Origin of the sequence: Candidatus Poriferisocius sp., from assembly GCF_965219775.1 — a bacterium.
In the GTDB taxonomy this organism is placed as follows: domain Bacteria; phylum Actinomycetota; class Acidimicrobiia; order Acidimicrobiales; family Bin134; genus Poriferisocius.
Genome location: NZ_OZ244793.1, coordinates 2619523 through 2643966, shown reverse-complemented (window position 1 = coordinate 2643966; position 24444 = coordinate 2619523). Strand labels below are relative to the sequence as shown.

The following is a 24444-nucleotide window of genomic DNA, read 5'->3' as shown; positions in this document are numbered from 1 at the left end:
AATGCAGCGAGTCGACCATGGCGCGGCGGCGGGGCGATGAATCGTTCCTCCGACGCTGGGTGCGATACTAGACACACCACCAGGAGCAACCGGAAGCCGACACCGTGCCCGTTTCATCAGGTCCCCGCATCACCTCGGCGCGGGCTGTGGCCTACACCGTGATCAGCGTCGGCTTGGGGATCGGGCTGGTCTTCGCGGTGGTGTGGCTGGCCGGCAAAGACCGCATCGAGGTGAAGCTGGGCGACGACGACTTCAACGCGGGCAACGCCGAGGTGCTGGCCGCCACCATCGCCGACGAAGGGCCGGTGACGTGGGCGTCGCTGAGCCGGAATCGCACCATCTGGACCCAGCACATCGGGTCCGACCCCGAGGAGGGATGGTTCGCCTTCGATGTGCGGTCGCCCGGATCCGAGGGAGACTGCGTGATCGAATGGGACGCCGAGCGGCGGCTGTTCGTGGACACGTGCGACCCCACACTGGTGTATTCGGCCACCGGCGACGGTCTGACCCAGTACGGGGTGTGGGTGGACGACAACGGCAACCTCATCGTCGACGTCAACGCCAACGACGCCCCCGAGGACCCCTAGCGGTACTGCTGTTGCACCTTGGTGAGGCGGGCGAAGGAGGCGAGCAGGACCCTGGTCCCGGCGGTGGCGAAGTTGACGGTGATCTCGGCGTCGGCCCCCGCCCCCTTCACGTCGGTCACCACGCCCTCGCCGAAGGTGGCGTGGCTCACGTCGTCGCCCACCACCACCCGCTCCGGGTCGGGGTCGGCCTCCACCGGGGTTCGGGGCATCCGGGCGGCCTCGACCATTCGTTCCCGTCCGGCGAAGAGGCCGTCGCCGCCGACCGTGGTCCGGCGGGTGTCGGTCCGGCGGGGGTAGGGGTCGGACGACCGGTTCCGACCGTTGCTGCGGTCGTCGACCAACTCGTCGGGGATCTCGTCCAAAAAGCGCGACGGCGGGTTGTACTGGGTGTTGCCGAAGATCTGCCGCCGCCAGGCGTGGGTCAGGTACAGCCGCTGCTGGGCCCGGGTGATGCCCACGTAGGCCAGGCGGCGCTCCTCCTCCAGTTCGGCGGGCTCGGTGAGTGACCGGAAGTGGGGGAACACCCCGTCCTCCATGCCCACCAGGAACACCACCGGATACTCCAGGCCCTTGGCCGAGTGCAGGGTCATCAGCGTCAACATGGAGTCGTCGGCCAGGTCGTCGGTGTCGGACACCAGGCTGATCAGCTCCAGGAAGTCACCCACGTCGTCGGTCTCGGCGGCCACCGTGATCAGCTCGTCGAGGTTCTCCAACCGCCCCTGGGCCTGCACGCTCACCTCGGTCTCGCCGGTGGCCTCGGCCTCGAGCTGGGTCACGTAACCGCTGGTGTCCAAGATGTGCTCCAGGACCAGCGCCGGTCCCCCGTCCAACAGGTCGCGGGCGCCGTCGATCACCGCCAGGAAGCTCCGGACCCCGGCCAACGCCCGACCGCTCACCCCCGCGTCGGCGGCCTGCCGCAGGGCGTCCATCAGGCCCAGGCCGTGGGCGTCGGCCCAGGACTCCAGCTTGGCCACCGACCCGTCGCCCACCCCCCGCTTGGGGGTGTTCAACGCCCGCCGCAGGCTCACGGTGTCGCTGGGGTTGACCGTCACCCGCAGGTAGGCCAGGGCGTCCTTGACCTCCCGGCGGTCGTAGAACCGGGTGCCACCGATGAGCTGGTAGGGAATGCCCGCTTCCACCAGCACCTCTTCCACCACCCGGCTCTGGGCGTTGGTGCGGTAGAAGACGGCTATCTCGTCCCAGCGGTGCTGCTCGTCGTCGTGGAGCCGGTAGGCCTCGCTCACCACCCAGCGGGCCTCCTCGTACTCGTCGGCGGCGCAGTAGCGCACCACCGGCTCCCCGGAGGATCGCTCGGTCCACAGGTTCTTGGGCTTTCGACCCAGGTTGTTGGTGATCACCGCGTTGGCCGCGCTCAAGATGCGCTGGGTGGAGCGGTAGTTCTGCTCCAACAGCACCACGGTGACGTCCTCGAAGGCTCGCTCGAAGTCGTTGATGTTGCGGATGTCGGCCCCCCGGAAGCGGTAGACCGACTGGTCGGCGTCGCCCACCACGAACACGTTGCGGTGCTCGTGGCCCAGCATCAGCACCAGCTCGTTCTGCACCCGGTTGGTGTCTTGGTACTCGTCCACCAGCACGTGCTCGAAACGGCGGCGGTAGCGGTCCAGCACCGCGGGCTCCTGGCGGAACAGCTCCACGGTGGCGCCCAGCAGATCGTCGAAGTCCATGGCCCCGGCCCGGCGGAGGCGGGCCTGATACTCCTCGTAGATGTCGCCGATGCGGCGCTCGAAGACGTTGGCGGCGGCGTCCTTGTACTGGGCCACCCCGAGCATCTCGTTCTTGGCCGCGCTGATGGCCGCGTGCACCGACCGGGGCGGCATCCGCTTGGGGTCGAGGTTGAAGTCCCGGCAGATGTAGCCGGTGAGGCGCACGGCGTCGGCTTGGTCGTAGATGGTGAAGGTGGAGGGGTAGTCGATGGCCTCGGCCTCGTAGCGCAGGATGCGGGCGCAGGCCGAGTGGAAGGTGCTCACCCACATCTTGTCGGCCACCGGTCCGACCAGGGCCCCCACCCGGTGCTTCATCTCCTGGGCGGCCTTGTTGGTGAAGGTGATGGCCAGCACCGCGAACGGGGAGACGCCGCAGTGGTCGATGAGGTAGGCGATTCGATGGGTGAGCACTCGGGTCTTGCCCGACCCCGCCCCGGCGACCACCAAGATGGGGCCACCCCGATGGGTGACCGCATCGATTTGGGCCGGGTTCAGCCCCTCGGTGAGCGTTGCGGACGACATCGAGGTCACACTACCGACCGGTTCGACCGGTCAGGGGACGGGCCCCTGGGGGATTCGTTTGCGACCGACGGTGCTTCTCGGGCAGCCGGTAGGGTGCGGCGGCATGCGGGCGTTTCGATTCGGGGTGCAGGCGCACGGGTCGATGGACGCCCGGGGCTGGCGGGAGCTGGCCCGCCGGGCCGAGGGGTTGGGCTACGACACCTTGTGTGTGCCCGACCACTTCGAGCAGGGATCAGCCCCCCTGGTGGCGCTGGCCGTGGCCGCGGAGGCCACCAGCTCGCTTCGGGTGGGCACCCTGGTGTTGGGCAACGACTTTCGCCACCCGGCGGCGGTGGCCAAGGAGGCCGCCACTTTGGATGTGTTGTCCGAGGGCCGCTTCGAGCTGGGCATCGGGGCCGGATGGCAGACCCGCGACTACGAGCTCACCGGCATCCCCATGGACCGGCCCGGGCGGCGGATCGAGCGGCTGGGCGAAGCGGTGGCCATCATCAAGGGGCTGCTGGCCGGTGAGACGGTGACGTTTTCCGGGCGGCACTACACCATTGACGGCTTGGCGGGCCTGCCGCAGCCGGTGCGGCCGGGGGGTCCGCCCCTGCTGGTGGCCGGGGGCGCCGAACGGGTGCTGCGGCTGGCCGCCCGAACCGCCGACATCGTGGGCATCAACCCCAGCATGGTGGCCGGGGTGATCGACGAGCGGGTGGGCCCATCGGCCACCGTGTCGGCCACCGCCGCCAAGATCGACTGGATTCGCCAGGAGGCGGGGGAGCGATTCGCCGGGCTGGAGCTGCACACACGGGTCCACGTGGCCTCGATCACCGACGACGCCGCCGGCCTGGCCGACGCGCTGGCCCCGGCGTTGGGCCTGAACGTCGACCAGGCGCTGGCCTCGCCGCACAGCCTGATCGGCACCGAGAGCGTGGTGGTGGACAAGCTGATCGCCCAGCGAGAGGAATTGGGCATCAGCTACATCGGCCTGCCCGCCGAGGCCATGGAGGAAATGGCCCCGGTGGTGGCCCGGCTGGCCGGCGCCTGACCACCCATTGCCCTATCGGTTCCCCCCTGAGGTCCATTAGGGTGGAGGACTCTATGTCTGAGGTGGAACCCCCCTTGGAACCTGAGTCGGAACCCGAGGCAACGGTTCAAGAGGCTGAAGTGGAACCCGCTGCCACCGAACCCGAAGCAATCGCGGAGGCCGTTGACGAAACGGCCCCGGTAGCCGAGCCGGAACCCCAAGCAATCGCAGTCGCCAAGCCGGAGGCGCCTCCGGGTGATCCGGCCCCGTCCACCGTGGACGGGCTGGCCGGGGGCACCATCGTGTCGGGGTCGGTCAAGTCCAAGGCCACCCACGAGGTGGAGCTCGACCTGGGGGGCGGTCGCATCGGGGTCATCAGCCAGCGCTACTGGGGTGACGACCCGGCCGCCGACCTGACGCGGGAATGTGTGCTCGGCGAGGTGGTCAACGCCGCCGTGCTGGTTCGACAGGACCACAAGGGGCGGATCGTGCTGTCCCGGTTGTGGGCTCAGCAACAGATCGCCTGGGTGGCCATCGCCCGAGCGTCGGCGGCCAACGAGCCGGTCACCGGCACCATCACCGCGGTGGTGAAGGGCGGGTTGTCGTGCGATGTGGGCGTCCGGGGTTTCATTCCCTCGTCGCTCATCGACGTGGCCCCGGTGGAGAACCTGCAGGCCCTGGTCGGGCGAGAGGTGCAGTGCAAGGTGGTGGAGGCCGACCAGGTGTCGGGGCGGCTGGTGCTGTCCCGCAAGGCGGTGATCCGGTCGGAGCAGCGAAAGGCGGCCAAGGAGTTTCTGGCCACCATGTCGGCGGGTGACGAGCACACCGGTCGGGTGGTCGACCTGCAGGACTTCGGCGCCTTCGTGGACATCAACGGGGTGCGGGGCCTGGTCCACGTCACCGAGTTGTCCTGGAAGCGGGTGCAGCACCCCCAAGAAGTGGTGAGCGTGGGCGACGAGGTCCAGGTGCGGGTCAAGTCGGTGCAGGTGCCCAAGCAGCGGGTGAATCTCACCATGAAGCTGACCCCCGACCCCATCACCCAGCTTGAGGTGGGCGAACTGGTATCGGGCCGGGTCACCCGGTTGGTGGACTTCGGCGCCTTCGTGGCCGTCAACGACGACATCGAGGGCCTGGTCCACATCACCGAGATGGCCGAGTACCGGGTGTACCACCCTGAAGAGGTAGTGCTGCCCGGCGAGGAAGTGTGGGTCAAGGTACTGGCCGTGGACCGCAAACGCCGCCGAGTCGACCTCTCCATAGCCCAAGCCATCGCCGGCTGACTTTGCCCAGGCCGGCTCGATGGGGGCCACCGGGACCTGGGGCGGCTAGTGGGTGGTGCGGCGGTGGTGGTGGGCGGTGAGTTGGCGGGCGAGTTCTTCGGGGGGCGTGTTGGCGGCGAGGGCTTGTCGCAGGAGGTCCTGTTGGGAGGGCGGGGTGAGACCGCCGATGGGGACGTCACGGTCGAGGTTGGTGGGAAAGGCGTAGCCCTCCGCGGAGGCAACCACCACGCACTCGATACGGGCGGGATCGAGGCCCTCTTGTTGGCGGCGCAGGAGGGCGGGGTAGATGGCGTTCACGATGCGCTCCCGATCCACTGCCTCGGTGGCCCGGCCCATGGCCGAGGAGATCTGCAACAAGTTGGCCACCCGCCGCACGTCGCCGGTGCGGTTGTGGCCCCCGGCGTGGAACACCGCCGGGCTGAAGAACAACAGGTCACCCTTTTCCAGGGTGATCTGCACGTGGTGCTCGGCGAAGTAGTGGATCAGCTCCGGGCGTCTCCACGCCAGATAGCCCAGCTCGTACTTCTGGGAGTGGGGCAACAACATGGTGGCCCCGGTCTCCGGCGGCATGTGGCAGTGGGCCACGCCCCCCTGCAGGGTCAGCAGCGGCGACAGGCGGTGGACGTGGAGGGGATACTGCTCGGCCACGTCGTCGGTCATGAACCCCACGTGGTAGTCCCGGTGGGGCGACTGGGCCGCACCGCCCGGATTGATGGCGTTCACCTGAGCGGTGATCTGGTAGCCGGGACCGAGCCAGGCCAGGGCGGCCAGGTCGATCATGTCGCAGCCGTGGTAGTCCACGAAGGTCTCGGGGTCGGCCACCGCCAGCTTCTCCAGCGCGTTCCACAACCGATCATTGGCCCCCGGTTCGGCGTAGTGGTCACCGCCGCCGGTGCCCGCCTCGTGCTCCGCGGCGATGATCCGCTCGAACACCTCGGTGGCCCGGTCGACCACCCCCGGGTCGATGGCCCCGGTGATCACGATCACCCCCGGGCCCTCGCCCAACGCCCGGGCCATCTCGTTGCGGATGGCGGCCACGTGGTGAGGATCGCCGAGGTGGGGGCGCAAGTCCTGGGTGCGATAGACGAGCGCCCGGTCGGCCACGGCGTGGGCCCACGGATAGTCGCCCAAGCAGACCTCGGCCTCCACCAACGAGCGCAGGTCATCGAGGTCGAACCCCTGCCGGGAGGTGACCACGGCATGGCCCGGCGACACCTGGCTTGCAGGTTGAGGCAAGGCAGTCATGCTGGCGAACACCTCAGGTGGGCCGATCCGGGCGCTCCGGACCGAGTTGGAGGCATGGCGCGCTTGGAGGGACTCGAACCCCCGGCCTTCTGATCCGTAGTCAGACGCTCTAATCCAACTGAGCTACAAGCGCGGGCTGCTGGTGAGTGTACCCAACCGGGGGCGGGGGCCACTACTGGTTTGGCGCCACCTCCTCCGGCGCCTCCACCTTGCGAACCGAACCGACGATCAGAAGCCCCCCGATCAGGGCAACCAACGGTCCGGATCCAAAGCTGTCGACTTGCCCCACCACATTGCCCAACACGTTCGCCCCGGCGATCACCGTGATGGCCACACCGCATATCTGGGCAGTCTTGATGAACACCTGCCGACGGCCTTGAAGCACCGCTTGTGGAACCGATAAGAGTTCGACCAAGCTAACCAGGGCGATCCCCCCCAGGATGAGTACGGGAAAACCGAACAACACGTCCAGATCCAAGCCGTTCAACATGTCAAAGTAATCGAATGAGTCGGGATCATTGATCCTCACCCAAAAGATGGGTCCCACCACCCAGTCCAACCAAAAGGAGGCGACCACCGCCAAGGCCGCACCAATCAGTACGGCTGGCGGACGCACCTGCAGCGCTGCTTCTTCCTGTGAGTCTCCCATCCGCAGCAGTGCCCCCAGCACCGCCACTGACGTGCCCACCAGGCCCAACCAGGCGCCCAAAGCGAGCAGGTCGGAGTCGGTCTCGACCAACACGATGTAGATCAAGGCGATGGCAAAGGCGCCAAGGGCCAAACCCAGGTTGACAGCCGCAGACTTACACCCCATTAGAAGTGTCAGACCGACAAGGAAAACGGCCAAGCCGACGCCAACAGTGGTAAATCCGATGCCGGACAAGTTGGGGAAGGCGTCGGGGCCCACCTCCACCCAACTGAACAGGGCGGACAAGGCCATGACCGCGCCGCCGAGCCCGACCAGCAGTCGACCGGGGGAGGGAATCCGGAGACCCCCCATCATCCCCGAACCGCCCCCTTTGTCGCCGCCTGCTTCGGCCGTCTCGCCGTCGCCGTCGACATCGACGGTTTCCTCCGACTCCGTGTCCGTCGAATCGACGGTGGTCTCGTCTTCAGCCATTGCTCGCTCCCTTCGTCCTCCCCAGCCTACCTACTCACCACGATGCGGCTGAGGGAGGTAGGGGTCATTTTCGGCAGGGGGTGGTCGGCTGTCCAGAATGTCGGCCCACAGCTCTCGAAGGTCGTACGTGCCGAAGTAGGAGCGGCCCCGCCCCGCACTCCTGGGCTCGAGCACGCCCGAATCTACGAGCGCCTTCAGATCACGGGTGGCCGTGAGATCGGAGATGGCGTCTCCGGTCGTCATCTCCACCAGCTTCAGGTAGTTGGATCGGCGAATTCTCCGGCCCCGGGCCGCATCGGCGAGAACGCCGACTGACCGGGCCGGAAGGTCGGAGCGAGCCACCAGTTGCTCGATGGCGTCGTAGAGACGCTCTGTCTCGTGGATTCGCCGTTCCACGATCCAAGCCTGTCGGTAGTGAGCAGTGAGAACGAACTGAATCCAGGGCCGGGCGGAGTTCTGGGGTGCCCAGCGGCCTTGACCGACCTCGGAAAGAATGGCGTAGTAGGCCTCGGTGTTACGACCGAGGTATTCCTCGATCGACGAGAACTCGGGTGACACGATCCCCTCACGGGCCAGGATCAGCGTCTGGAGGGCCCGGGCCATCCGGCCGTTGCCGTCGCGAAATGGGTGGATCATCACCAGGTTCAAGTGGGCCATGGCGGCGCGAACCATGGTGGGGGTGTCGTCGAGCGCGCTGATGTCGTCGAAGAGTTCGGCCATCAATTCAGTGACGACCTCGGCGTCCGGTGCTTGGTAGACGACGGTGCCGTCCTCGTCCTCCACCCGGACGTCGCCCCGTCGGTACGACCCCGGATCGGCTCGTGCATCGTGCTTCGTCATCATGAAGTGCAGGGATCTCAGCAAGGATTCATCCACCCCGGCACCGTCGTCGGCCAGCCGCAGGATGAACGTCATGGCATCCCGGTAGCCCTCCAACGCCGCCCGCGTTTCGGCCGATGCGTCCAGCGGCTCCTCGTCTTCCATGGTGTCGAGGACATCATCAAGGGTGGCCCGATAGCCCTCGATCCAGTTTGAGCCTCGGATGGCACGGGCCAAGCTCATCCTTCGCAGGTGGCCGACCCAGCGACGCGGACTTCGAACCACGTAGGACGACAAGCGGCGACGAAGGTCTTCGATTTCCTCGATGACCCGAGTGTCGGCAGGACCGAGTGTCGGCGTCTCGAAGATCATCGGCACTGCAACGCCGGCACAAGCATCGGCATGGACATCAGCATGAACACTGACATGCACGTCAGCATATCACTATCAACATAGCATTTGATGCTATGTTGAACATATCATTCGGTCCAAGGGCACGGACCCAGCGGTGCGGAAGGTGTGGGATTCGAACCCACGGTGACCCGGAGGCCACAACGGCTTTCGAGGCCGCCCCATTCGTCCGCTCTGGCAACCTTCCGGGTACGAGGGTAGTGGGCGGTGCCGGTGCCTTCCCAGCCCTTATTCTGATGCGGTGATCGATGACCGGCGGCTCATGGACCTGGCTCTCGCCCAGGCCCGTCGGGCCCACCAGCTCGGCGAGGTTCCCATCGGCGCGGTGGTGGCCATGGACGGGGAGGTGGTGGCCGCTCGCCACAACGAGCGGGAGAGCACCAACGACCCCACCGCCCACGCCGAAGTCCTGGCCCTCCGGGAGGCGGCCGCGGTGCGGGGCACGTCCCGACTGGATGGGGCCGTGCTGGTCACCACGCTGGAACCGTGCCCCATGTGTGCGGGTGCCGCGGTGATGGCCCGGGTGGCCCGAGTGGTGTTCGCCGCCGAGGATCCCAAGGCCGGGGCCTGCGGCACGTTGTACAACCTGGGGGCCGACCCCCGGCTCAACCACAACTTCGAGGTGGTCCCCGGCGTGGGCCGGGAGGAATCGGTCGCTTTGCTCCGGGACTTCTTCGCGGCCCGCCGCTGAGTGACCCACCACCGGGGCTCAGCGCCGTCGGCTGCCCCCCAAGCTGCCCTTTCGGCGGGGCCAGAACAGCCAACCGGCCAGCGCCGCGGCCACGGCCACGATCACCACCATCACCAAGGTGTTGCTGATGCCCCCGCCGTCTCCGCCGCCGGTGGAGCCCCCGCCATCTCCGCCGCCGGTCGAATCCCCCAGCCATTCGGGAGCGGCAGCCGAGGGGTCGAACGTGAACGGGAACTCCTCGGTGGTCCAGTCGTTGTCGGTGTCGTCCACCAGCCCCCAGACCACGGCGTAGTCCCCCGGCTCGGTCAGCGGTACGAAGCTCCCCCGCACCCGCAGGCCGTCCACGCTCACCAACGTCTGTCGGCGGGAGCCGTCCGGATACACCAAGACCACCTGGTTGGACTCGTGCGGGCGAATGGGCCGGCGAAACTCCAACTCCACCTGGTCCACCACCCCTCCCACCGTCTGGGTGGGCCGGGGGGCCGAGCGGCTCATCTCGGCATGGGCGGAGGCCCGGCCGGCCACGGCCAACAGCGAGATCAACAAGGCCAGAACCATCGACAACGCCACCACCATCGCCACTGCCCGCCGAGTTCGAGGCCGCATTCCCCCACCCTACGGCCCGGCTGGGGCGGGGTTACCAGCAGTCGGCCGGTGCCATGGGGGCCCTGTGGGCTCGGGGCGGGCCATCCGATGCCGGCCATTGTCACCGGTTGGGCGTATCGTGCTGGAAGTGCAGGCAATGGGAGGCGCCCACGGTGCCATCGGCCACGACCCCGCCGGGGTGAAAGGCAAGCAGATCGCCGGGCAGACGATTCGCCGGGTGGCCGGTTTCGCACGCCCCTACCGGGGGATGCTCGTCGGATTCGTGGTCGTGCTGCTACTGGGGGCGTTGTTGTCGCTGGTGCCACCGCTGCTGTTCCGTCAGATCATCGACGACGCCATCGCCAACCAAGACCGGGGCCTGGTGAACCTGCTGGCCGCCATCATCGTGTTGGCCGCTTTCGGGGAGGCGGCCCTGTCGTTCATCGAGCGCTACTGGTCGTCCCGCATCGGGGAGGGGCTGATCTACGACCTGCGGGTGGGGCTGTACGACCACGTGCAGCGAATGCCGATGGCGTTCTTCACCCGGGTGCAGACCGGATCGCTCATCAGCCGCATGAACAACGACGTGATCGGCGCCCAGCGGGCATTCACCGGCACCCTGGGGTCGGTGGTGTCCAACTCCATCGTGCTGGCCACCACCCTGGTGGCCATGTTCCTGCTGGAGTGGCGACTCACGCTCATGGCGCTGGCCCTGCTGCCGGTGTTCATCCTGCCCACCAAGCGGGTGGGGCGGAAGCTGCAGGCCCTCACTCGGGAGTCGATGGAACACAACGCGGCCATGAACACGGTGATGACCGAGCGGCTCAACGTGTCGGGGGCGCTGTTGGTGAAGCTGTTCGGCCGCCACCACCAGGAGCGGGACGGGTTCGGCGCCACCGCCGGGCGGGTGCGAGACATCGGCGTGCGCAGCGCGCTCTACGGGCGGGCCTTCTTCATCGCGCTGAGCCTGGTGGGGGCGGTGGGAGCCGCGGTGTTGTACTGGGTGGGCGGCCATTTGGTGATCTCCGGGACGATCACGGTGGGCACGCTGGCGGCCATGGGGCTGATGGTGGTGCGGATCTACACCCCGCTCACCAGCCTGACCAACGCCCGGGTCGACGTGATGACCGCCCTGGTGTCGTTCGAACGGGTGTTCGAGGTGCTCGACACCCCCAACCCCATCGACGACCGGCCCGACGCCAAGGCCCTGGCCAGGCCTCGGGGGCGCATCGAGCTGGACAACGTGACCTTCACCTACCCGCCCAGCGACGACCGGTTGGCCTCGCTGCAGACCGGTACGGCGGCGCCGGAGCCCACCGGCCACCCGGTCCTGCGCCACGTGTCGGCGGTGATCGAACCGGGGCAGTTGGTGGCGTTGGTGGGGCCGTCGGGCGCGGGGAAAACCACCCTGGCCGCCCTGTTGACCCGGCTGTACGACGTGGACGAAGGAGCGGTGCTGATCGACGGCACCGACGTGCGGGCCATCACCCAGGAGTCGCTGCGGGCGGCGGTGGGGGTGGTACCCCAGGATCCCCACCTGTTTCACGAGACGGTGGCCGACAACCTTCGTTACGCCCGACCGGGCGCCGGCGACGCCGAGATGGAGGCCGCCTGCCGTTCGGCCCACATCCACGACCTCATCGCTTCGTTGCCCGAGGGCTACGACACCGTGGTGGGAGAACGGGGCTACCGGCTGTCGGGCGGAGAGAAGCAGCGGTTGGCCATCGCCCGGGTCCTACTGAAGGACCCGGCCATCGTGGTGCTGGACGAGGCCACCAGCCATCTCGACAGCGAGAACGAGGCCCTGGTGCAACAGGCCCTGGGCACCGCCCTGCAGGGCCGCACCGCGGTGGTCATCGCCCACCGGCTGTCGACGGTGAACAACGCCGACGTGATCTTGGTCCTGGACCGGGGCGAGTTGGTGGAATCGGGCCGCCACCACGAGCTGCTGGCCGCCGACGGTCTGTACGCCGAGCTGTACCGCACGCTGGTGGGCAACGAACAGCGTTCACCGGTGCCGAGCGCAACATGAGCTCGTTCGACGCGGCCGAGGCGCCCACCGGGGCCCCGGAGCCCAGGACCTACACCGTCGCCCAGTTGACCGCCGGCATCCGCCAGGCCCTGAGCGACGCCTTCGGCGGCGAGCTGTGGGTGGAGGGGGAGGTCCGCAACCTGAGCCGGGCCCGCAGCGGCCACATGTACTTCGACTTGGTGGAGCCCGACCCCGACGGCGCCCACCGCCAGCCGGAGGCGTCGGTGTCGGTGGCCCTGTTCAAGTTCAACCGGACCCGGGTGGAGGAGACGCTGCGCCGCCACGGCGACATGGCGCTGGAGGATGGCATCAAGATCCGCATCCAGGGCGAGCTGGACTTCTGGCCTCCCCGTGGAACGCTGCGGCTGCGGATGACCGGGATCGACCCCAAGTTCACCTTGGGTGACCTCGAAGCCCAGCGGCTGCGGGTGTTGGAGGCCCTTCGCGACGAGGGCTTGTTGACCAGAAACCAGGCCGTGCCCTTCCCGGTGGCCCCCTTGCGGATCGGTCTGGTCACCTCGAAGGGCAGCGCGGCCCACCACGACTTCGGCAACGAGCTGGAGGTGAGCGGACTGGCCTGGGAGGTGGTGCTGGCCGACACCCCGGTGCAGGGGGTGGACGCCCCCGATGCCATCGCCGCCGCCATCCGGGCCGTGGGACACGCCGGAGTCGACGTGATGGCCGTGGTCCGGGGGGGCGGAGCCCGGACCGATCTGTTGGCCTTCGACAGCGAGATTGTGGCCCGGGCCATCGCCTCGGCCCCCGTCCCGGTGGTGACCGGTATCGGCCACGAAATCGACCGAACCATTGCTGACGATGTGGCCCACGAGGCCCAGAAGACCCCAACCGCCGCCGCGGCGTTCATCGTGGCCGCCGCCCGAGCCCACCTGGAAGCCGCCGAGACGACGTGGACGGCCATTGCCGGTCGGGCGGCCCGATCGCTGGGCGCGGCGCAACATCAGCTCACGATGGTGAGCCAAGTCACCGCCCGAGCCGTCGAGAGCCGCCTGCACCGGGCCGACCGACGGTTGCAACATCACGCCGGACAGATCCGTGAACTGGCCGAAGTCCGCACCCGCCAGGAGGCCCGCCGGGTGGACGGATGGGCCGCCGTGGTGGGTCATCGGGCCGGGGCCGTCGTGGTCGACGGTCGGCGCCGACTGGAACAGACGCAGTCGGTGCTGACGGGCCGGGCGTTGCGGGCACCCCGGGCCGCCAGCGGGGAGCTGACCAATCTCGAGGGCCGCCTCGGCCTGCTCGACCCCCGGGCGATCATGGCCCGGGGCTGGTCGATCACCCGCCATGGTGGCAGAGTCGTGCGCGATCCGGCGTCGCTGGCCGTCGGGGATGAACTGGTCACCACGCTGGCCGAGGGCGAGCTGTACAGCACCGTGTCCGAACACCGATGAGGAGCACCACACCATGAGCACACAGGACATCGGCTACGGCGATGCGTTGAGCGAACTCCAGCAGATCATGGGCGAGTTGGAGGCCGAGGACATCGACATCGACGTGTTGGCCGAGAAGGTGGAGCGGGCCGCCGATCTCATTCGCGTGTGTCGGGGGCGGATCACCGCCGCCGAAGTGCGGGTCAAGGAGATCGTGGCCGGTTTGGACTCCCAGGAAGAAGAGCCCACCAGCGATGGCCCCGGCGACGAGGCCGACTGGGATGACCCGTTCTGAGCGGACTAAAACGACGTAGTTGCCGTTCAGCCGTCGGGAGGTTGGCGGCCATGCGACCGGGGAGCAGGCCTTGCCCACTGTGAAACTCGACACGGTAGACGCCTTCATCGTGATCGACTTGGCCGACGCGCCCGAGTCGGTGGGCGTGGTGCGGTCGGCCCGCAAGATCCTGCCCGGCGGGGCGCAAGACCTGGCCCGGTCGATGACCTATGCCCTGGCCTCGTTCGAGATGCGCCGCAGCGGGGCCTCGGCGGGGATCAACGCCGTGGATGCCGACCGAGCCCAGGCGGTGGCCGACTTCACCGCCGAAGTCGCCCCCCTGGTGACCTCGGGTCGGTTTCTGCCCGAGCCGGGCACCCGGGTGGACCGAGCAGCTTTGGGGTCGTTGGCCGCCATTGACCCCCGGTCGGTGATCGGGAACGTGGCCGACCAGGTGACCGTCGCCGGGATCGTGGCCGCGGCCGAAGCCGCGGCGGGTGGGCTGGACGGCCGCCCGGTGGCCGTGGAGGGCCTGGGCGGTCACGGATCCGAGGTGGCGGCAGCCGTGGCCGACCGGGGGGCCAAAGTGGTGGCGTTGACCTCAGGTGATCGCGGTGTGGTCGATCGCGGCGGGTTCCCGGTTGATGCGCTCAAAGCGCCGGGCGACCTCCTGGGGGGTGAGACCAGTGCCGCTGAGGCCCTGGGGGAGTCGGTCGACGTCTTGTTGGCCGGCTCGAAGATGGGCGCAATCGACCACACTGTGGCCGCGCAACTCGACATCGAGGTGCTGGTCCCCCACGGCCCCCTTCCGGTCACCGCTCGGGCTCTGGCCGTTCTCGGCCGGGCCGACACCACGGTGGTGCCCGATTTCATCGCCACCGCCGGATCGCTGTTCGCGTGGTGGCCCACCGGCGAGCTCACCCCCGAAGCCATCACCGCCGATGCATGTGGCCGGATCACCGCGTCCCTGGACGAGATCGCCGGCCACCCCGATGGCCTGTTCCTGGCCGCGGCCCGTCGCGCCGAGTCGTTCCTGGCCACCTGGCAGGATTCCCTTCCCTTCGGACGCCCCCTGGCCCCCTAGCGGTGATTGGCCAGCGGCCCGATCGCCGCTGTGGTCGGCGTTGGCGCAGCCGTTGCGGGCGACGCCCGGTCAGCCGTTGCGGGGAACCTGGTTGAAGGGCAGTTCGCGATCGGCGGCGGGCTCGCGGGGCATGCCCAGAATCCGCTCGCTGATGATGTTGCGGGCCATCTCGGTGGTGCCGCCGCCGATGCAGCTCTGCTGGCGCTGCACGAATTCCACTCCGTAGGCACCGGTGGTCTCCCCCTGGTTCCACACCAGGGCATTGTCGCGCTGCAGCTCGAAGGCCAAGCTCTGGCGTTCCACCTGGGACAGCCCGTGAAACAGGCGCACCAACGACCCGGCCGGGGCAGGCAGGTAACCGCTCTCGATGCCCTTCACCACCCGGGCCGACAACAGCCTGTCCACCTGGTTGAGCGTCTCCAAGTGTCCCACCTTCTGGCGCAGCAAGCCCCGTTCCCCATCGTCTCGGTCGCGGGCCAGTTCGGCCAGGTCGGCCAGACCGTCGGCGGACCGACCTCGATGGCGACCCTGGGTGTAGGGGGAGGCGCCACCCACCGCGGCCCGCTCGTGGAACAGCAGGCGGCTGGCCACCGTCCAGCCGTCGTCCACCTCACCGAGCACGTTCTCCGCCGGGATGATGAGGTCGTTGAAGAACTCCTGGCAGAATTCCTCGGTGCCGTCCACCATCTGGATGGGGTGAATCTCGATGTCGGGATGGTGGATGGGCACGATGAACATGGTCAGCCCCCGGTGCTTGGGCACTTCCCAGTTGGTGCGGGCCAGCATCAGGGCGTAGTCGGAGCGCTGGGCGAACGTGCTCCAGATCTTGGAGCCGTTGATCACAAAGGCATCGCCGTCGCGGTCGGCCCGGGTGAGGGCTCCGGCCATGTCGGAGCCACCGCTGGGCTCGGACATGAACTGCACCCACAACTCGTCGCCCCTGATCCACGCCGGGATGTAACGCTGCTTTTGCTCCTCGGTGCCGAACTCCAAGATGGTGGGTCCGGTGATCGACATGGTGGGAACGCTGAACAACAGCGGCATGTCGAAGTCCATGCTGACCTCGTCGACGATCCGGCGGTGGGCGATGGTCAGGCTCTGGCCCCCGTACTCCGTGGGGTAACACACGGCGGCGTACCCCCCATCGGACAGGCGCCGCTGCAACTCCCGGTTGCGGGTGCTCCCCACATCGTCGTCACGGGTGGGGTGCCAGGGGTTGACCGGGTCGCGACGAGGCATGTTCTCGTTCATCCACGTCTCCACCTGCTCCCGGTAGGCAGCCAACTCGGCGGGGTCGGTCTCGGCGTACACGGAATCGTCCATCGGTGTCCCCTCCCTCAGAGTCCCCTGGTGGTCGCTAGGGCGTCGCGGTGGTCGGCCGGGGTGCCGAACAGGCCCCGGTTCACCGTGGCCCGACGGAGGTACAGGTGCAGGTCGTGCTCCCAGGTCACCCCGATGCCACCGTGGAGTTGCACGCAATCCTGCATGAGTTCCACCGAGTGATCGCCCACGTACGACTTGGCCACGCTCACCAGCCGGGCCTCGTCCTGACCGCCGACCAGGGCATCGACGGCGCCGTCGACCGCGGCCTGGGAGGCCTCCGACCACAGCTTCATGTCGGCAAAGCGGTGCTTGAGGGCCTGGTACGACGCCAAGGGCCGGCCGAAGGAGTAGCGGTTGAAGGCGTACTCCACGGTGAACTCCAGCACCCTGGCCGCCGACCCGACCAGGTCGGCGCACTGGAGCACCAGCATCATCAGGCGTTGGCGCTCCACGTCGGCCTCGGTGGGGGGACCCGGGGCACCCACCAGGGTGTCGGCGGCGGCTACCACCGAATCGAGTCGCACTTCGGCGAACCGGCGACCCAGATCCAGCGATTCCTGGGGGGTGACAGTCATTCCCGGGGTGTCGCGGGGCAACAGGAACTGGGCGAGGCCCGTAGGCGTGCGGGCGGTGATCAACAGGTTATGGGCTTGGGCACCGGCCTCCACCGCGGTCTTGGTTCCCGAGAGCACATGGCCCTTGTCGGCGGGCATGGCCTCGGCCACCACGTGATCGGCGGTCCAATCACCGCCCGGCTCGCAGAACGCCCACGCCAAGATGACCTCCCCGGCCATCACCCCCTCCAGCAGGGCCTGCTGGTCGGGCGTACCCGAGCGAGCCAACGTGGCCGCCACCACGTTCACCGGCATCAACGGACCCGGCGTGACGGCCCGACCCATCTCGTCGGCCACGATGGTCAAGTCCACGATGGGCCGACCCGAGATGCTGCCGCCCCCGAGCGACTCGGGCACCATCAGCGAGGTCCAACCGAGCTCGGCTGCCGACCGCCAGAAGCTCTGCGGGCAGCCGTCGGCCAGATCGTGCCATTCCCGCACCGTGCCGACGGGGCACTCCGCCTCGATGAAGCGACGGGAGGTGTCGCGAAACAGCTCTTGATCGTCGCTGAGGTCGACTCTCACCACCGCCATTCCACCATGACGCGGCCCAACGGGCCTACCGGAAGCGAAATTGGTCGGCCTCACGGGCAGCATGGCGGTACGCTGGCAGCACCGAGGGGCTGTAGCTCAGCCGGCTAGAGCACCTGCTTTGCAAGCAGGGGGTCGTGGGTTCGAGTCCCATCAGCTCCACACAACCCTTGGGCACGTTCCAGGCGTCCGGTGAGCGTGAGAGTCCGCCGCCAGGAGGCCGGCCAATTGACTTCGGCGAACGCAAACTTGGATTTCAGGGATGTGATTCCAAGTTTCGAGGTCGAAACTTGGAATGTGGCGGGTAGAATCCAAGTTGTGGTCACCGACCTCTCCCAGTCGCCCATCGGCTCGACGGTTCCCATCCGGGGTACCGACCACCGGTTCAACGCGCCCTACGAGCTTGCCGCTTTCGTCCCCGCTCCCCTTCCGCGCCAACTCAACCTGCCCGGCGACGTGTGGTTGGCGTTGACCGACGCCATGGCCGTACTCGGACGACTTGATGCGGCCGCGAGCAACATTCCCAATCCACTGCTCGTTACCCGGGTTGCCACCCGCCGTGAGGCCATCGGCACCTCGGCACTCGAGGGGACGTTCGCCAACTTGAGCGACCTCTTCGTCGCTGAGGCGGTTTCCATCGACGATACCGATTCGAGTATTCCGCCGAATGTCCGTGAGGTCATGAACTACACAAGGGCTGCCGATGCCGCCTATGACTGGGTCGCAGAGCGACCCATCACGGTCCCCCTCCTCTCCGGCCTCCAGGCCGAAATTGTCCGGGGCACCGACAGCGACGGTCCGGAGGCTGGGGCCCTGCGTGAGCGCCAGGTGTTCATCGGTGCCAAAGACCGGCCGATCACCGAGGCCCGCTTCATTCCACCCCCGCCGGGCGACCGGCTGAGGTTGCTCCTCGATGACTGGCTCAACTGGATCAACGACGAGTCGATTCGAGAGTCGCTGCAGCTATTGGTTCGAGTGGCGCTCGCCCACTACCAGTTCGAGACGATCCATCCCTTCACCGACGGCAACGGTCGCGTCGGTCGTCTCGTTGCGGCACTCCAAATCCTCATCGACGGTGCCCTGAAGACGCCGGTGCTGTCGGTCTCGGACTGGCTCAAAGAGCACTCGTCCGAGTACCGAGACCACCTTCTGCAAGTGAGCATCACCGGCGAATGGGCGCCTTGGGTCGGCTTCTTCGCCCAAGCGGTGGCGGCGTCAGCCGAGGACACATACCGCAGAATCATGAGGCTCCTCACGCTCCGAGAAGAGCTGTCCAAGCAAGCTCGGGAAGCGCTCCCCCGAGCGCGACTCGCCATAGAGATCGCCGAGGGCCTGATCGCGTTCCCTATGCTTACTGTCGCAACCGCTCAAGCCCACTACGGAAGATCGAACCAAGCGAATCGGGACGCCATCAACCGGCTCTGCGAACTCGGCATGCTCGAGCCCTACAGCGACACCGGCTACGACCGCCTCTACTGGAACCGACGTGTCTTCGAAATCATCTCCAGCTGATAGCAGACGGAGCTGGATGGCAGAAGGCCTCGCAACAACCCAGCCTAGCCACGCACTTGGGACATATGCCCTACTCATCCCGCAAAGGGAGAACATTCATGACACCTGAGGACTTCTTCCGCGACAGCGAACTCGACTCTCTGGGTGCCAGAGTTCTCAGGGACGATCTCCTGGATCGAATCCGGTATACTGCTAATGCTGAACGATCTGACGTCGAAACAGGTGTTGCCTTGCTTCGTCTGGCTCACGATGAACTTGAGGCATACGGCACACATGGCAGCGTGCGCACCTCTGAAAGACAGATCCTTCTCATTCTTCGTACCTGTCGGACTCTCCTCCAGCGACTCGGGATCAGCCTGGACCTCCCATTTAGTGATTTCAGTGCCTTTCAGTCACATTGGAATGCTAATGGCTGCCATGGCAGCTGGCAAGCGAGACGGAGTCTACTATATGGCCTGTTTGAACCAATTCATCGCCAGCTAGAACAACTTGAAGATGACGAGATCAGCTCAGCACTTGTACAACCTGTGGCGAGCCACCAAGAAACCGGGTGGCCCCAAGTTGACCGGGAGATCAACGAGCTACGACGCCACTTCCAAATTGCTCAAAGCGAACAAGACTATCGGAACATCGGTAATGACTGTGTTGCTGCCCTCGAAAGACTGAGTGGTGTGGTCTTCGACCCAACCCTGCACCTCTCTGAGGGTGAGGAGGAGCCGCCAACCACACACACAAAGAAACGAATAGATAGATTCCTAACACACACAGCATCAGGACAAGGAGACAAAGAGATCCGAAAGGTAGCCCGCTCTGTAGTCGATCTTGCACAAGCCCTAAAGCACCGTGATACTCCTACACGTCGAGACGCAGGCATTACGGCAGACTCTGTCATTCTCCTTACAACTATCCTCCGTCGTCTCGCTAGCACCTAGGGTAAGATAGAATGACAAGTACATTGAAGAGCCCTGATACAATCCTGATATTACCCCTAATGCAATTGTCTAGAGAGTACTCTGCCTCATCCTGCATTATCAAATTGCAACACTCCTTGGCCTAGGCTATGCGCTTCCTGATCGATACTAATATTCTCATAGCCTTGGAACCAGTGTCCGCTGAAGACATCGAGCCTGGCATGAACAATGCGACACATTTTGTAGCTCTTTGCAATGCAAATGGCCACCCAGTAATGCGCCACCCTGCTTCCAAGTATGACCTCCAGCGAGACCCTGACGACTCACGCAGACGCAACCGCCATCAACTACTGTACAAGTACCCTGAGCTCTCACAGGCACCATTAATCGACGATAGCCTTTCTGAGCGAATTGGCACTCCGGATATTGGTTCCAACGATTGGGTAGACAATCAACTTCTTGCTGCAGTCTATTATGATGCTGTTTCCTATCTTGTAACCGAGGATGGCGGTATCCATCGGAGGGCTGCTCGCTTGGACCTAGCGGATCGTGTGCTAACAGCAGCAGATGCTATAATCCTTATTTCAACACTTTGCCATCAGTTGCCCAAGCCCCTTCCATTAGTCACCTTCAATCCAGTTCATACTATAGATGCTGGTGATCCCATACTTGACTCATTGCGTGCCGATTATGCTCCTGGGTTTGACAGTTGGTTTTCTCGAGTCAAATGTGAGGGACGTGAAGCCTTCATAATCCGAGACAATACAGACTCATGTGCAGCCCTATGTATCGTCAAACCTGGTGACCATGAGTTTAGTTTTGGAAGAAACCCACTCAAAGTGTCAACATTCAAAGTTGCCGATGGATACTCAGGTAACCGCTTTGGTGAACTGCTGCTCAAGGCGCTTTTCTCATATTGCAATCTCAATAAGTTCGATTCAGCATGGGTGACTATCTTCGAAAAGCACGAGGCTCTGATTTCAGTACTCGAGCAATTTGGATTCCTTCTCACTGAACATAAGACCCAGAAGAATGAACTCGTTCTCCTTAAGCGATTTGTGCCGACACCCGAGGCTGACTCTTCCTTGTCTCCCCTCGCATTTCACATCCGATTTGGTCCCCCAGCCCTCAAGTCTCCTGAGAAGCCAATGGCTATCATTCCTATCAAGCCGGAGTTCCACAGGATGCTCTTTCCAGAATTGGAATCCCAACAGAGCATCATTGGTCCTGGCCCCTTCGGCAACGCGATTCGAAAGGCCTACCTGTCGAATGCCCCTATCCGAACGATTACCCCAGGAGATGTCCTTCTCTTCTATCGGTCGGGCGACATTCGAGCTGTGACGACCATTGGTATCGCTGAGCGAGTCCTCGTCTCCAAAGATCCTGCTGAGGTCAACAAGTTTGTCGGAGGACGAACGGTTTATTCTTCAGAACAGGTTCAGGACTTGACACGCCGAGAGGTGGTGGCCATCCTCTTCCGGCAAGACCGGTCGCTAGAAGAACCGATCTCACTCCAAGAGCTTGTCGGTGCAGGGGTTCTCCGTGGCGCACCGCAAGCGATCTGTCGAACCAGTCCGGAGGTGCAGGAATGGCTCTTGGCCAGGATCAGGCCGTAGCACTGCTCTCTGTACACTCTGAGTTCGCACAAGCAATTTTGCACGGCACGAAGACAGTCGAGTTGCGTCGTCGACCACCCAAGCGTGAGGTATCCCATGTCGTACTCTACGAGACTGCACCAACCAGCGCCATTGTCGGCTGGGCTCGCGTCCAGTCGGTCGAGACCCGGTCACCCACTTCCATCTGGACGACCTGGGGAGTTTCGGCGGGAGTGACGCGGGACCGGTTTCGAAGGTACTTCTCGGGCACTAGTGAAGCGACCGCCATAGTGCTCGGCGTCACGAGAAGACTCGAAGTTCCCATGCCCCTTGCCTTGCTCGGCCTTCACGCAGCCCCCCAGAACTTCATCTATCTCAACGGACAAGCTGACGCCGTCCCGGGACTAGCAGAGGACGCCATGCGTTGCACGGGCTCATGGTGACGTGGAGGGCATGCACCACCGCCGCGCCCGTGAGGACCCAATGCAACTCCCACCGGGCCCACATGGTCCACGGTGGTTCATCAACCAAGCCCAGGAGTGCACCACAAGCAGGGGGTCGTGGGTTCGAGTCGCATCTGCTCCGCTTGATTCCGGCGGGGGCCCGCCGTGGTGGGGCGAGACAGCCTGGTGGTCTCAGGCTGGGCTGGTCACCGTCAGAGGCCGCTGTTTCCCGAGTACATGCAGAAGTGTAAGATTTTATGTAAGATCAGATCGTGCCACCTGCCCGCAGGGAGCGACCTGCTCTTGATCTGGCTTGGAACCCGATCGTGTTCGCGTTGGGGCAAGTAGTCATCTCAGCCGTCCTCAACATGGAGAGTTACATCCCGGAGATCCAGGAGCGGCTCCGCAAGAGCGGGTATCCGCGATTCGAACGGCTCGAACTCCAGACACTGCGGTTCGAGGCAAGGTCGAACCCGCGGATGCAGACCGACACCCGATGGCTGTTCATCAATCGCGACGACACAGGGTTGGTGTCGATCAACACACACTCGGTCGTTCTGGAACGATCCGAGTACGGGTCGTTCGATGACTTCGCCAGTGAGCTTGCGGCGGTCCTCGCCCAAATCCAGGAAGTGATCGATGTCGAGATCACAGACCGCCTCGGCTTTCGCCGTGTCAACCTGATCGAGGGGCAGGACGACCTGCCTCTGACCGATGCCCTCAGCGGGGGGTTGCTCGGCATTGATGCTGGATCGTTCGCCGATGCCGCTGAGCATCGCTACGAGTTCTGGGCTGACACCCCGGTCGGGCGCCTTATGGTGCGGACATCTCATCCAGTACCCGAGGATGTGCTTCCTGACGATCTCTTGCCCAGCCGGCTCATCGTCCGGAGGCCGGCCGTCCCGACAAGGGCGGCAACGGTGGACATTGACCACTTCATGGTCGAGCCGGCTGATTTCTCGGCTGAGAACATTATCGAGTCTTTCTGGAAACTCCACGACGCTTCTGACCAGGCGTTTCGCAGCGCAGTGACGGAAGCTGCGCTTGAGGCCTGGCAGAAGGGGGGCCCATCGTGAGCACTGCTTGGAGAGACGTGCCATCGGCCTCAGCCCACGGAGCCGGGCCAACGGTCAAGAGGCAGGCATCGCCATCGTCACCGCGCGGCGCAACGACAGTGGTGTCACGGGACCCGCGCCTGGCCAACCTCCTCGACTGGGGGAATACCCTCTCCCTTCGCCGGGGCAGCGGGGCGAAAGAACCTCAGATCATTCGCATCCAGTTCGCGAAACCCACGTCTACCGGGGCACGCGTTGACTCTTCGAGCAGGATGCAACGAACAGAAGCTCCAGGACTGAAGCCACCGATACGACAAATGCTCATTGACATCCGTGCCGCGTGGGGTATGGGAGTTAGCCAGCTAGCAAGGGCACTTCGAGTCGAGAGACCGACGGTCTATGCGTGGCTTGAATCAAAGAACGAACCTCGAGCAGACAATAGGAACAGGATCGAGGCCATTTGGGATCTTTCACAACGCTGGGCACGCTCCGGGCTCCCTGCCGATGCAGGAGCCACGGATCGTGTCGAAGTCCATGGGCAGACCATCGGCGAACTCTTGATGCAGACTCCATTGCGGTTTTCCATGATTTCCAGCGCCATCGACCGCCTCGCAAAGGAAACCGCACCCGCAATGATACGCGGACGGAAGGGCCGCCAACTCGCTGAACGCTTCGGCAGGACTGAGTCGCAGGAGGCAGTAGCACAGTTGGATGCAATCACGGGGCGGCCCTTCGCCGAGGACCTGTAGCCCGAGGAGCGGGTCCGAATGACGCCGCCTCAGGACAGATCAGCCAAGAAGCAGAGCAGTTGGGACCAAGGGTCCTATCTGCTGGGCGAGACCGTCGATGCGCTGGCTGACGCCGAGGTGGTGCCTCCAGATTGGACTGGGCAGGGCTACGCGTTGGCAATCAGTCACCCATGTGATGTTGCCGCGGATGTAGCCGTGGAGCCATACATCGAATTTGTGCTCGCAAGGCCGGTTGAGCGACCGGACGGCAACTTTCGCTACGCGAAGAGTGCCCGGACGCTCCGCATCGAAAGCAATGTCGCTGGTCTGCCAACCGCCCTGGCTCTGTCGATTCATGATCGCGTGCGTGTTCGACGGGGTGATCTCGTGCCGCCGGAGGGACGGCTGGATCGAGAAGCGGTTCAATTGGTGGCTCTTTGGGTTAGCCGTCGGTACTCGCGATCGGCGTTCCCGGATGCGTTCAACGACCGACTTCGGATTGAGCGGCGGGCAATGCGAAGGCTGCTCCAGCGTGACGGTAGCGCGTTGTCGGGCATCTACTTCTATCTCTCCTCGCAAGAGGAACTGGATGAGTCGACCGTCTACGAACTGGCCATCAGAGCGACCATGACCGTGAACAACTACGACGACGCCGGTCTCCGTGCGCACTGCCAGGGTACGCTCGACAGCTTCGTGGGACTCTTGGGTTCTGTTGAAGGGGTGGAGATCGTCGATCACGAACTCTGTGACGAGGGCTCGATGAGTCTCGATGACCTGCGCTTCTACCAACGCTGGGACGTTGATGACTTGACCCTCCGACTCGAAGGCTCGGAACTGCCGCCCGACGGATAGCGAGGATCCCTGACACGCAGATGCAGTTCCCAGGAACGGCGGGGCTCGGCGTCGGTGACCGGGCCTTCCGAAACGGGGAGCGATCCACTTGGCATCGGCTCTGGTC

At 65.3% G+C, this 24444-nt stretch carries 20 protein-coding genes and 3 tRNA genes; 14 read left to right on the top strand and 9 right to left on the bottom strand.

The genetic code is table 11. The features are described from left to right. Positions 1 to 104 precede the first annotated feature (104 nt). A complete protein-coding gene (locus ACOQPQ_RS11925) occupies positions 105 to 587 on the top strand; it encodes a hypothetical protein (protein WP_420639646.1) in 483 nt (160 codons plus the stop codon). Here the strand turns inward: ACOQPQ_RS11925 and ACOQPQ_RS11920 are convergent. Beyond that, on the bottom strand, positions 584 to 2833 hold the full coding sequence (locus ACOQPQ_RS11920; RefSeq protein ID WP_420639645.1) for a UvrD-helicase domain-containing protein: 2250 nt from the start codon (positions 2831 to 2833) through the stop codon (positions 584 to 586). The two genes, ACOQPQ_RS11925 and ACOQPQ_RS11920, sit on opposite strands and share 4 nt — an antisense overlap. 103 nt (positions 2834 to 2936) lie before the next feature. Here ACOQPQ_RS11920 and ACOQPQ_RS11915 point away from each other — a divergent pair, with 103 nt between their 5' ends. Further along, complete coding sequence (locus ACOQPQ_RS11915) at positions 2937 to 3866, top strand: TIGR03621 family F420-dependent LLM class oxidoreductase (RefSeq protein ID WP_420639644.1); 930 nt, start codon at positions 2937 to 2939, stop codon at positions 3864 to 3866. Positions 3867 to 3985: 119 nt separating this feature from the next. Then, on the top strand, positions 3986 to 5125 hold the full coding sequence (locus tag ACOQPQ_RS11910) for a 30S ribosomal protein S1 (protein ID WP_420639643.1): 1140 nt from the start codon (positions 3986 to 3988) through the stop codon (positions 5123 to 5125). Between the two features lie 45 nt (positions 5126 to 5170). On the opposite strand, the gene ACOQPQ_RS11905 is transcribed toward ACOQPQ_RS11910, so the two are convergent. The 5 genes from ACOQPQ_RS11905 to ACOQPQ_RS11885 form a co-directional block, all read right to left on the bottom strand. Continuing rightward, positions 5171 to 6370 (bottom strand): phytanoyl-CoA dioxygenase family protein, encoded by a 1200-nt coding sequence (locus ACOQPQ_RS11905; protein ID WP_420639642.1) that lies wholly within the window; start codon positions 6368 to 6370, stop codon positions 5171 to 5173. A gap of 55 nt (positions 6371 to 6425) precedes the next feature. Continuing rightward, positions 6426 to 6503 (bottom strand) — tRNA-Arg (locus tag ACOQPQ_RS11900). A 39-nt stretch (positions 6504 to 6542) separates the two neighbouring features. Next, a complete protein-coding gene (locus tag ACOQPQ_RS11895) occupies positions 6543 to 7490 on the bottom strand; it encodes a hypothetical protein (protein ID WP_420639641.1) in 948 nt (315 codons plus the stop codon). A gap of 30 nt (positions 7491 to 7520) precedes the next feature. Then, on the bottom strand, positions 7521 to 8552 hold the full coding sequence (locus ACOQPQ_RS11890; protein WP_420639640.1) for a Fic family protein: 1032 nt from the start codon (positions 8550 to 8552) through the stop codon (positions 7521 to 7523). A 268-nt stretch (positions 8553 to 8820) separates the two neighbouring features. Next, a tRNA-Ser gene (locus ACOQPQ_RS11885) sits at positions 8821 to 8907 on the bottom strand. Positions 8908 to 8961: 54 nt separating this feature from the next. Here ACOQPQ_RS11885 and ACOQPQ_RS11880 point away from each other — a divergent pair. After that, positions 8962 to 9411, top strand: coding sequence for a nucleoside deaminase (locus ACOQPQ_RS11880; protein WP_420639639.1), 450 nt, complete (start codon positions 8962 to 8964; stop codon positions 9409 to 9411). Between the two features lie 18 nt (positions 9412 to 9429). Here ACOQPQ_RS11880 and ACOQPQ_RS11875 read toward each other — a convergent pair whose 3' ends face one another. Next, complete coding sequence (locus ACOQPQ_RS11875) at positions 9430 to 10017, bottom strand: copper resistance CopC family protein (protein WP_420639638.1); 588 nt, start codon at positions 10015 to 10017, stop codon at positions 9430 to 9432. A 136-nt stretch (positions 10018 to 10153) separates the two neighbouring features. Between ACOQPQ_RS11875 and ACOQPQ_RS11870 the strand changes: the two genes are divergently transcribed. The 4 genes from ACOQPQ_RS11870 to ACOQPQ_RS11855 all read left to right on the top strand — a co-directional run bounded on the left by ACOQPQ_RS11870 (position 10154) and on the right by ACOQPQ_RS11855 (position 14774). Beyond that, positions 10154 to 12028, top strand: a complete 1875-nt coding sequence (locus ACOQPQ_RS11870; protein WP_420640405.1) for an ABC transporter ATP-binding protein — start codon at positions 10154 to 10156, stop codon at positions 12026 to 12028. After that, positions 12025 to 13437 (top strand): exodeoxyribonuclease VII large subunit, encoded by a 1413-nt coding sequence (xseA, locus tag ACOQPQ_RS11865; RefSeq protein ID WP_420639637.1) that lies wholly within the window; start codon positions 12025 to 12027, stop codon positions 13435 to 13437. The genes ACOQPQ_RS11870 and xseA overlap by 4 nt, the downstream gene beginning before the upstream one ends. A gap of 13 nt (positions 13438 to 13450) precedes the next feature. Beyond that, positions 13451 to 13711 (top strand): exodeoxyribonuclease VII small subunit, encoded by a 261-nt coding sequence (gene xseB, locus ACOQPQ_RS11860; protein ID WP_420639636.1) that lies wholly within the window; start codon positions 13451 to 13453, stop codon positions 13709 to 13711. Between the two features lie 79 nt (positions 13712 to 13790). Then, positions 13791 to 14774 carry a hypothetical protein gene (locus ACOQPQ_RS11855; protein ID WP_420640404.1) on the top strand — a complete coding sequence of 328 codons (984 nt, stop codon included), beginning with the start codon at positions 13791 to 13793 and terminating at the stop codon, positions 14772 to 14774. Positions 14775 to 14843: 69 nt separating this feature from the next. Here the strand turns inward: ACOQPQ_RS11855 and ACOQPQ_RS11850 are convergent, their stop codons facing one another. Both ACOQPQ_RS11850 and ACOQPQ_RS11845 read right to left on the bottom strand, forming a co-directional pair. After that, positions 14844 to 16097, bottom strand: a complete 1254-nt coding sequence (locus tag ACOQPQ_RS11850) for an acyl-CoA dehydrogenase family protein (protein WP_420639635.1) — start codon at positions 16095 to 16097, stop codon at positions 14844 to 14846. A 14-nt stretch (positions 16098 to 16111) separates the two neighbouring features. Beyond that, a complete protein-coding gene (locus ACOQPQ_RS11845; protein WP_420639634.1) occupies positions 16112 to 17236 on the bottom strand; it encodes an acyl-CoA dehydrogenase family protein in 1125 nt (374 codons plus the stop codon). Between the two features lie 94 nt (positions 17237 to 17330). Here ACOQPQ_RS11845 and ACOQPQ_RS11840 point away from each other — a divergent pair. From ACOQPQ_RS11840 to ACOQPQ_RS11815, 6 genes are all read left to right on the top strand, one after another. Continuing rightward, positions 17331 to 17404 (top strand) — tRNA-Ala (locus ACOQPQ_RS11840). Between the two features lie 156 nt (positions 17405 to 17560). Continuing rightward, positions 17561 to 18754 (top strand): Fic family protein, encoded by a 1194-nt coding sequence (locus ACOQPQ_RS11835; RefSeq protein ID WP_420639633.1) that lies wholly within the window; start codon positions 17561 to 17563, stop codon positions 18752 to 18754. A gap of 1060 nt (positions 18755 to 19814) precedes the next feature. Then, the gene (locus ACOQPQ_RS11830; protein ID WP_420639632.1) at positions 19815 to 21281 is read left to right on the top strand and encodes a hypothetical protein; all 1467 of its coding nucleotides are present in this window, start codon (positions 19815 to 19817) and stop codon (positions 21279 to 21281) included. After that, the gene (locus ACOQPQ_RS11825; protein WP_420639631.1) at positions 21254 to 21703 is read left to right on the top strand and encodes an ASCH domain-containing protein; all 450 of its coding nucleotides are present in this window, start codon (positions 21254 to 21256) and stop codon (positions 21701 to 21703) included. Before ACOQPQ_RS11830 ends, ACOQPQ_RS11825 begins: the two co-directional genes overlap by 28 nt. Positions 21704 to 21975: 272 nt before the next feature. Next, complete coding sequence (locus tag ACOQPQ_RS11820; protein ID WP_420639630.1) at positions 21976 to 22779, top strand: TIGR04255 family protein; 804 nt, start codon at positions 21976 to 21978, stop codon at positions 22777 to 22779. Between the two features lie 746 nt (positions 22780 to 23525). Further along, positions 23526 to 24338 carry a hypothetical protein gene (locus ACOQPQ_RS11815; protein WP_420639629.1) on the top strand — a complete coding sequence of 271 codons (813 nt, stop codon included), beginning with the start codon at positions 23526 to 23528 and terminating at the stop codon, positions 24336 to 24338. Positions 24339 to 24444 lie beyond the last annotated feature (106 nt).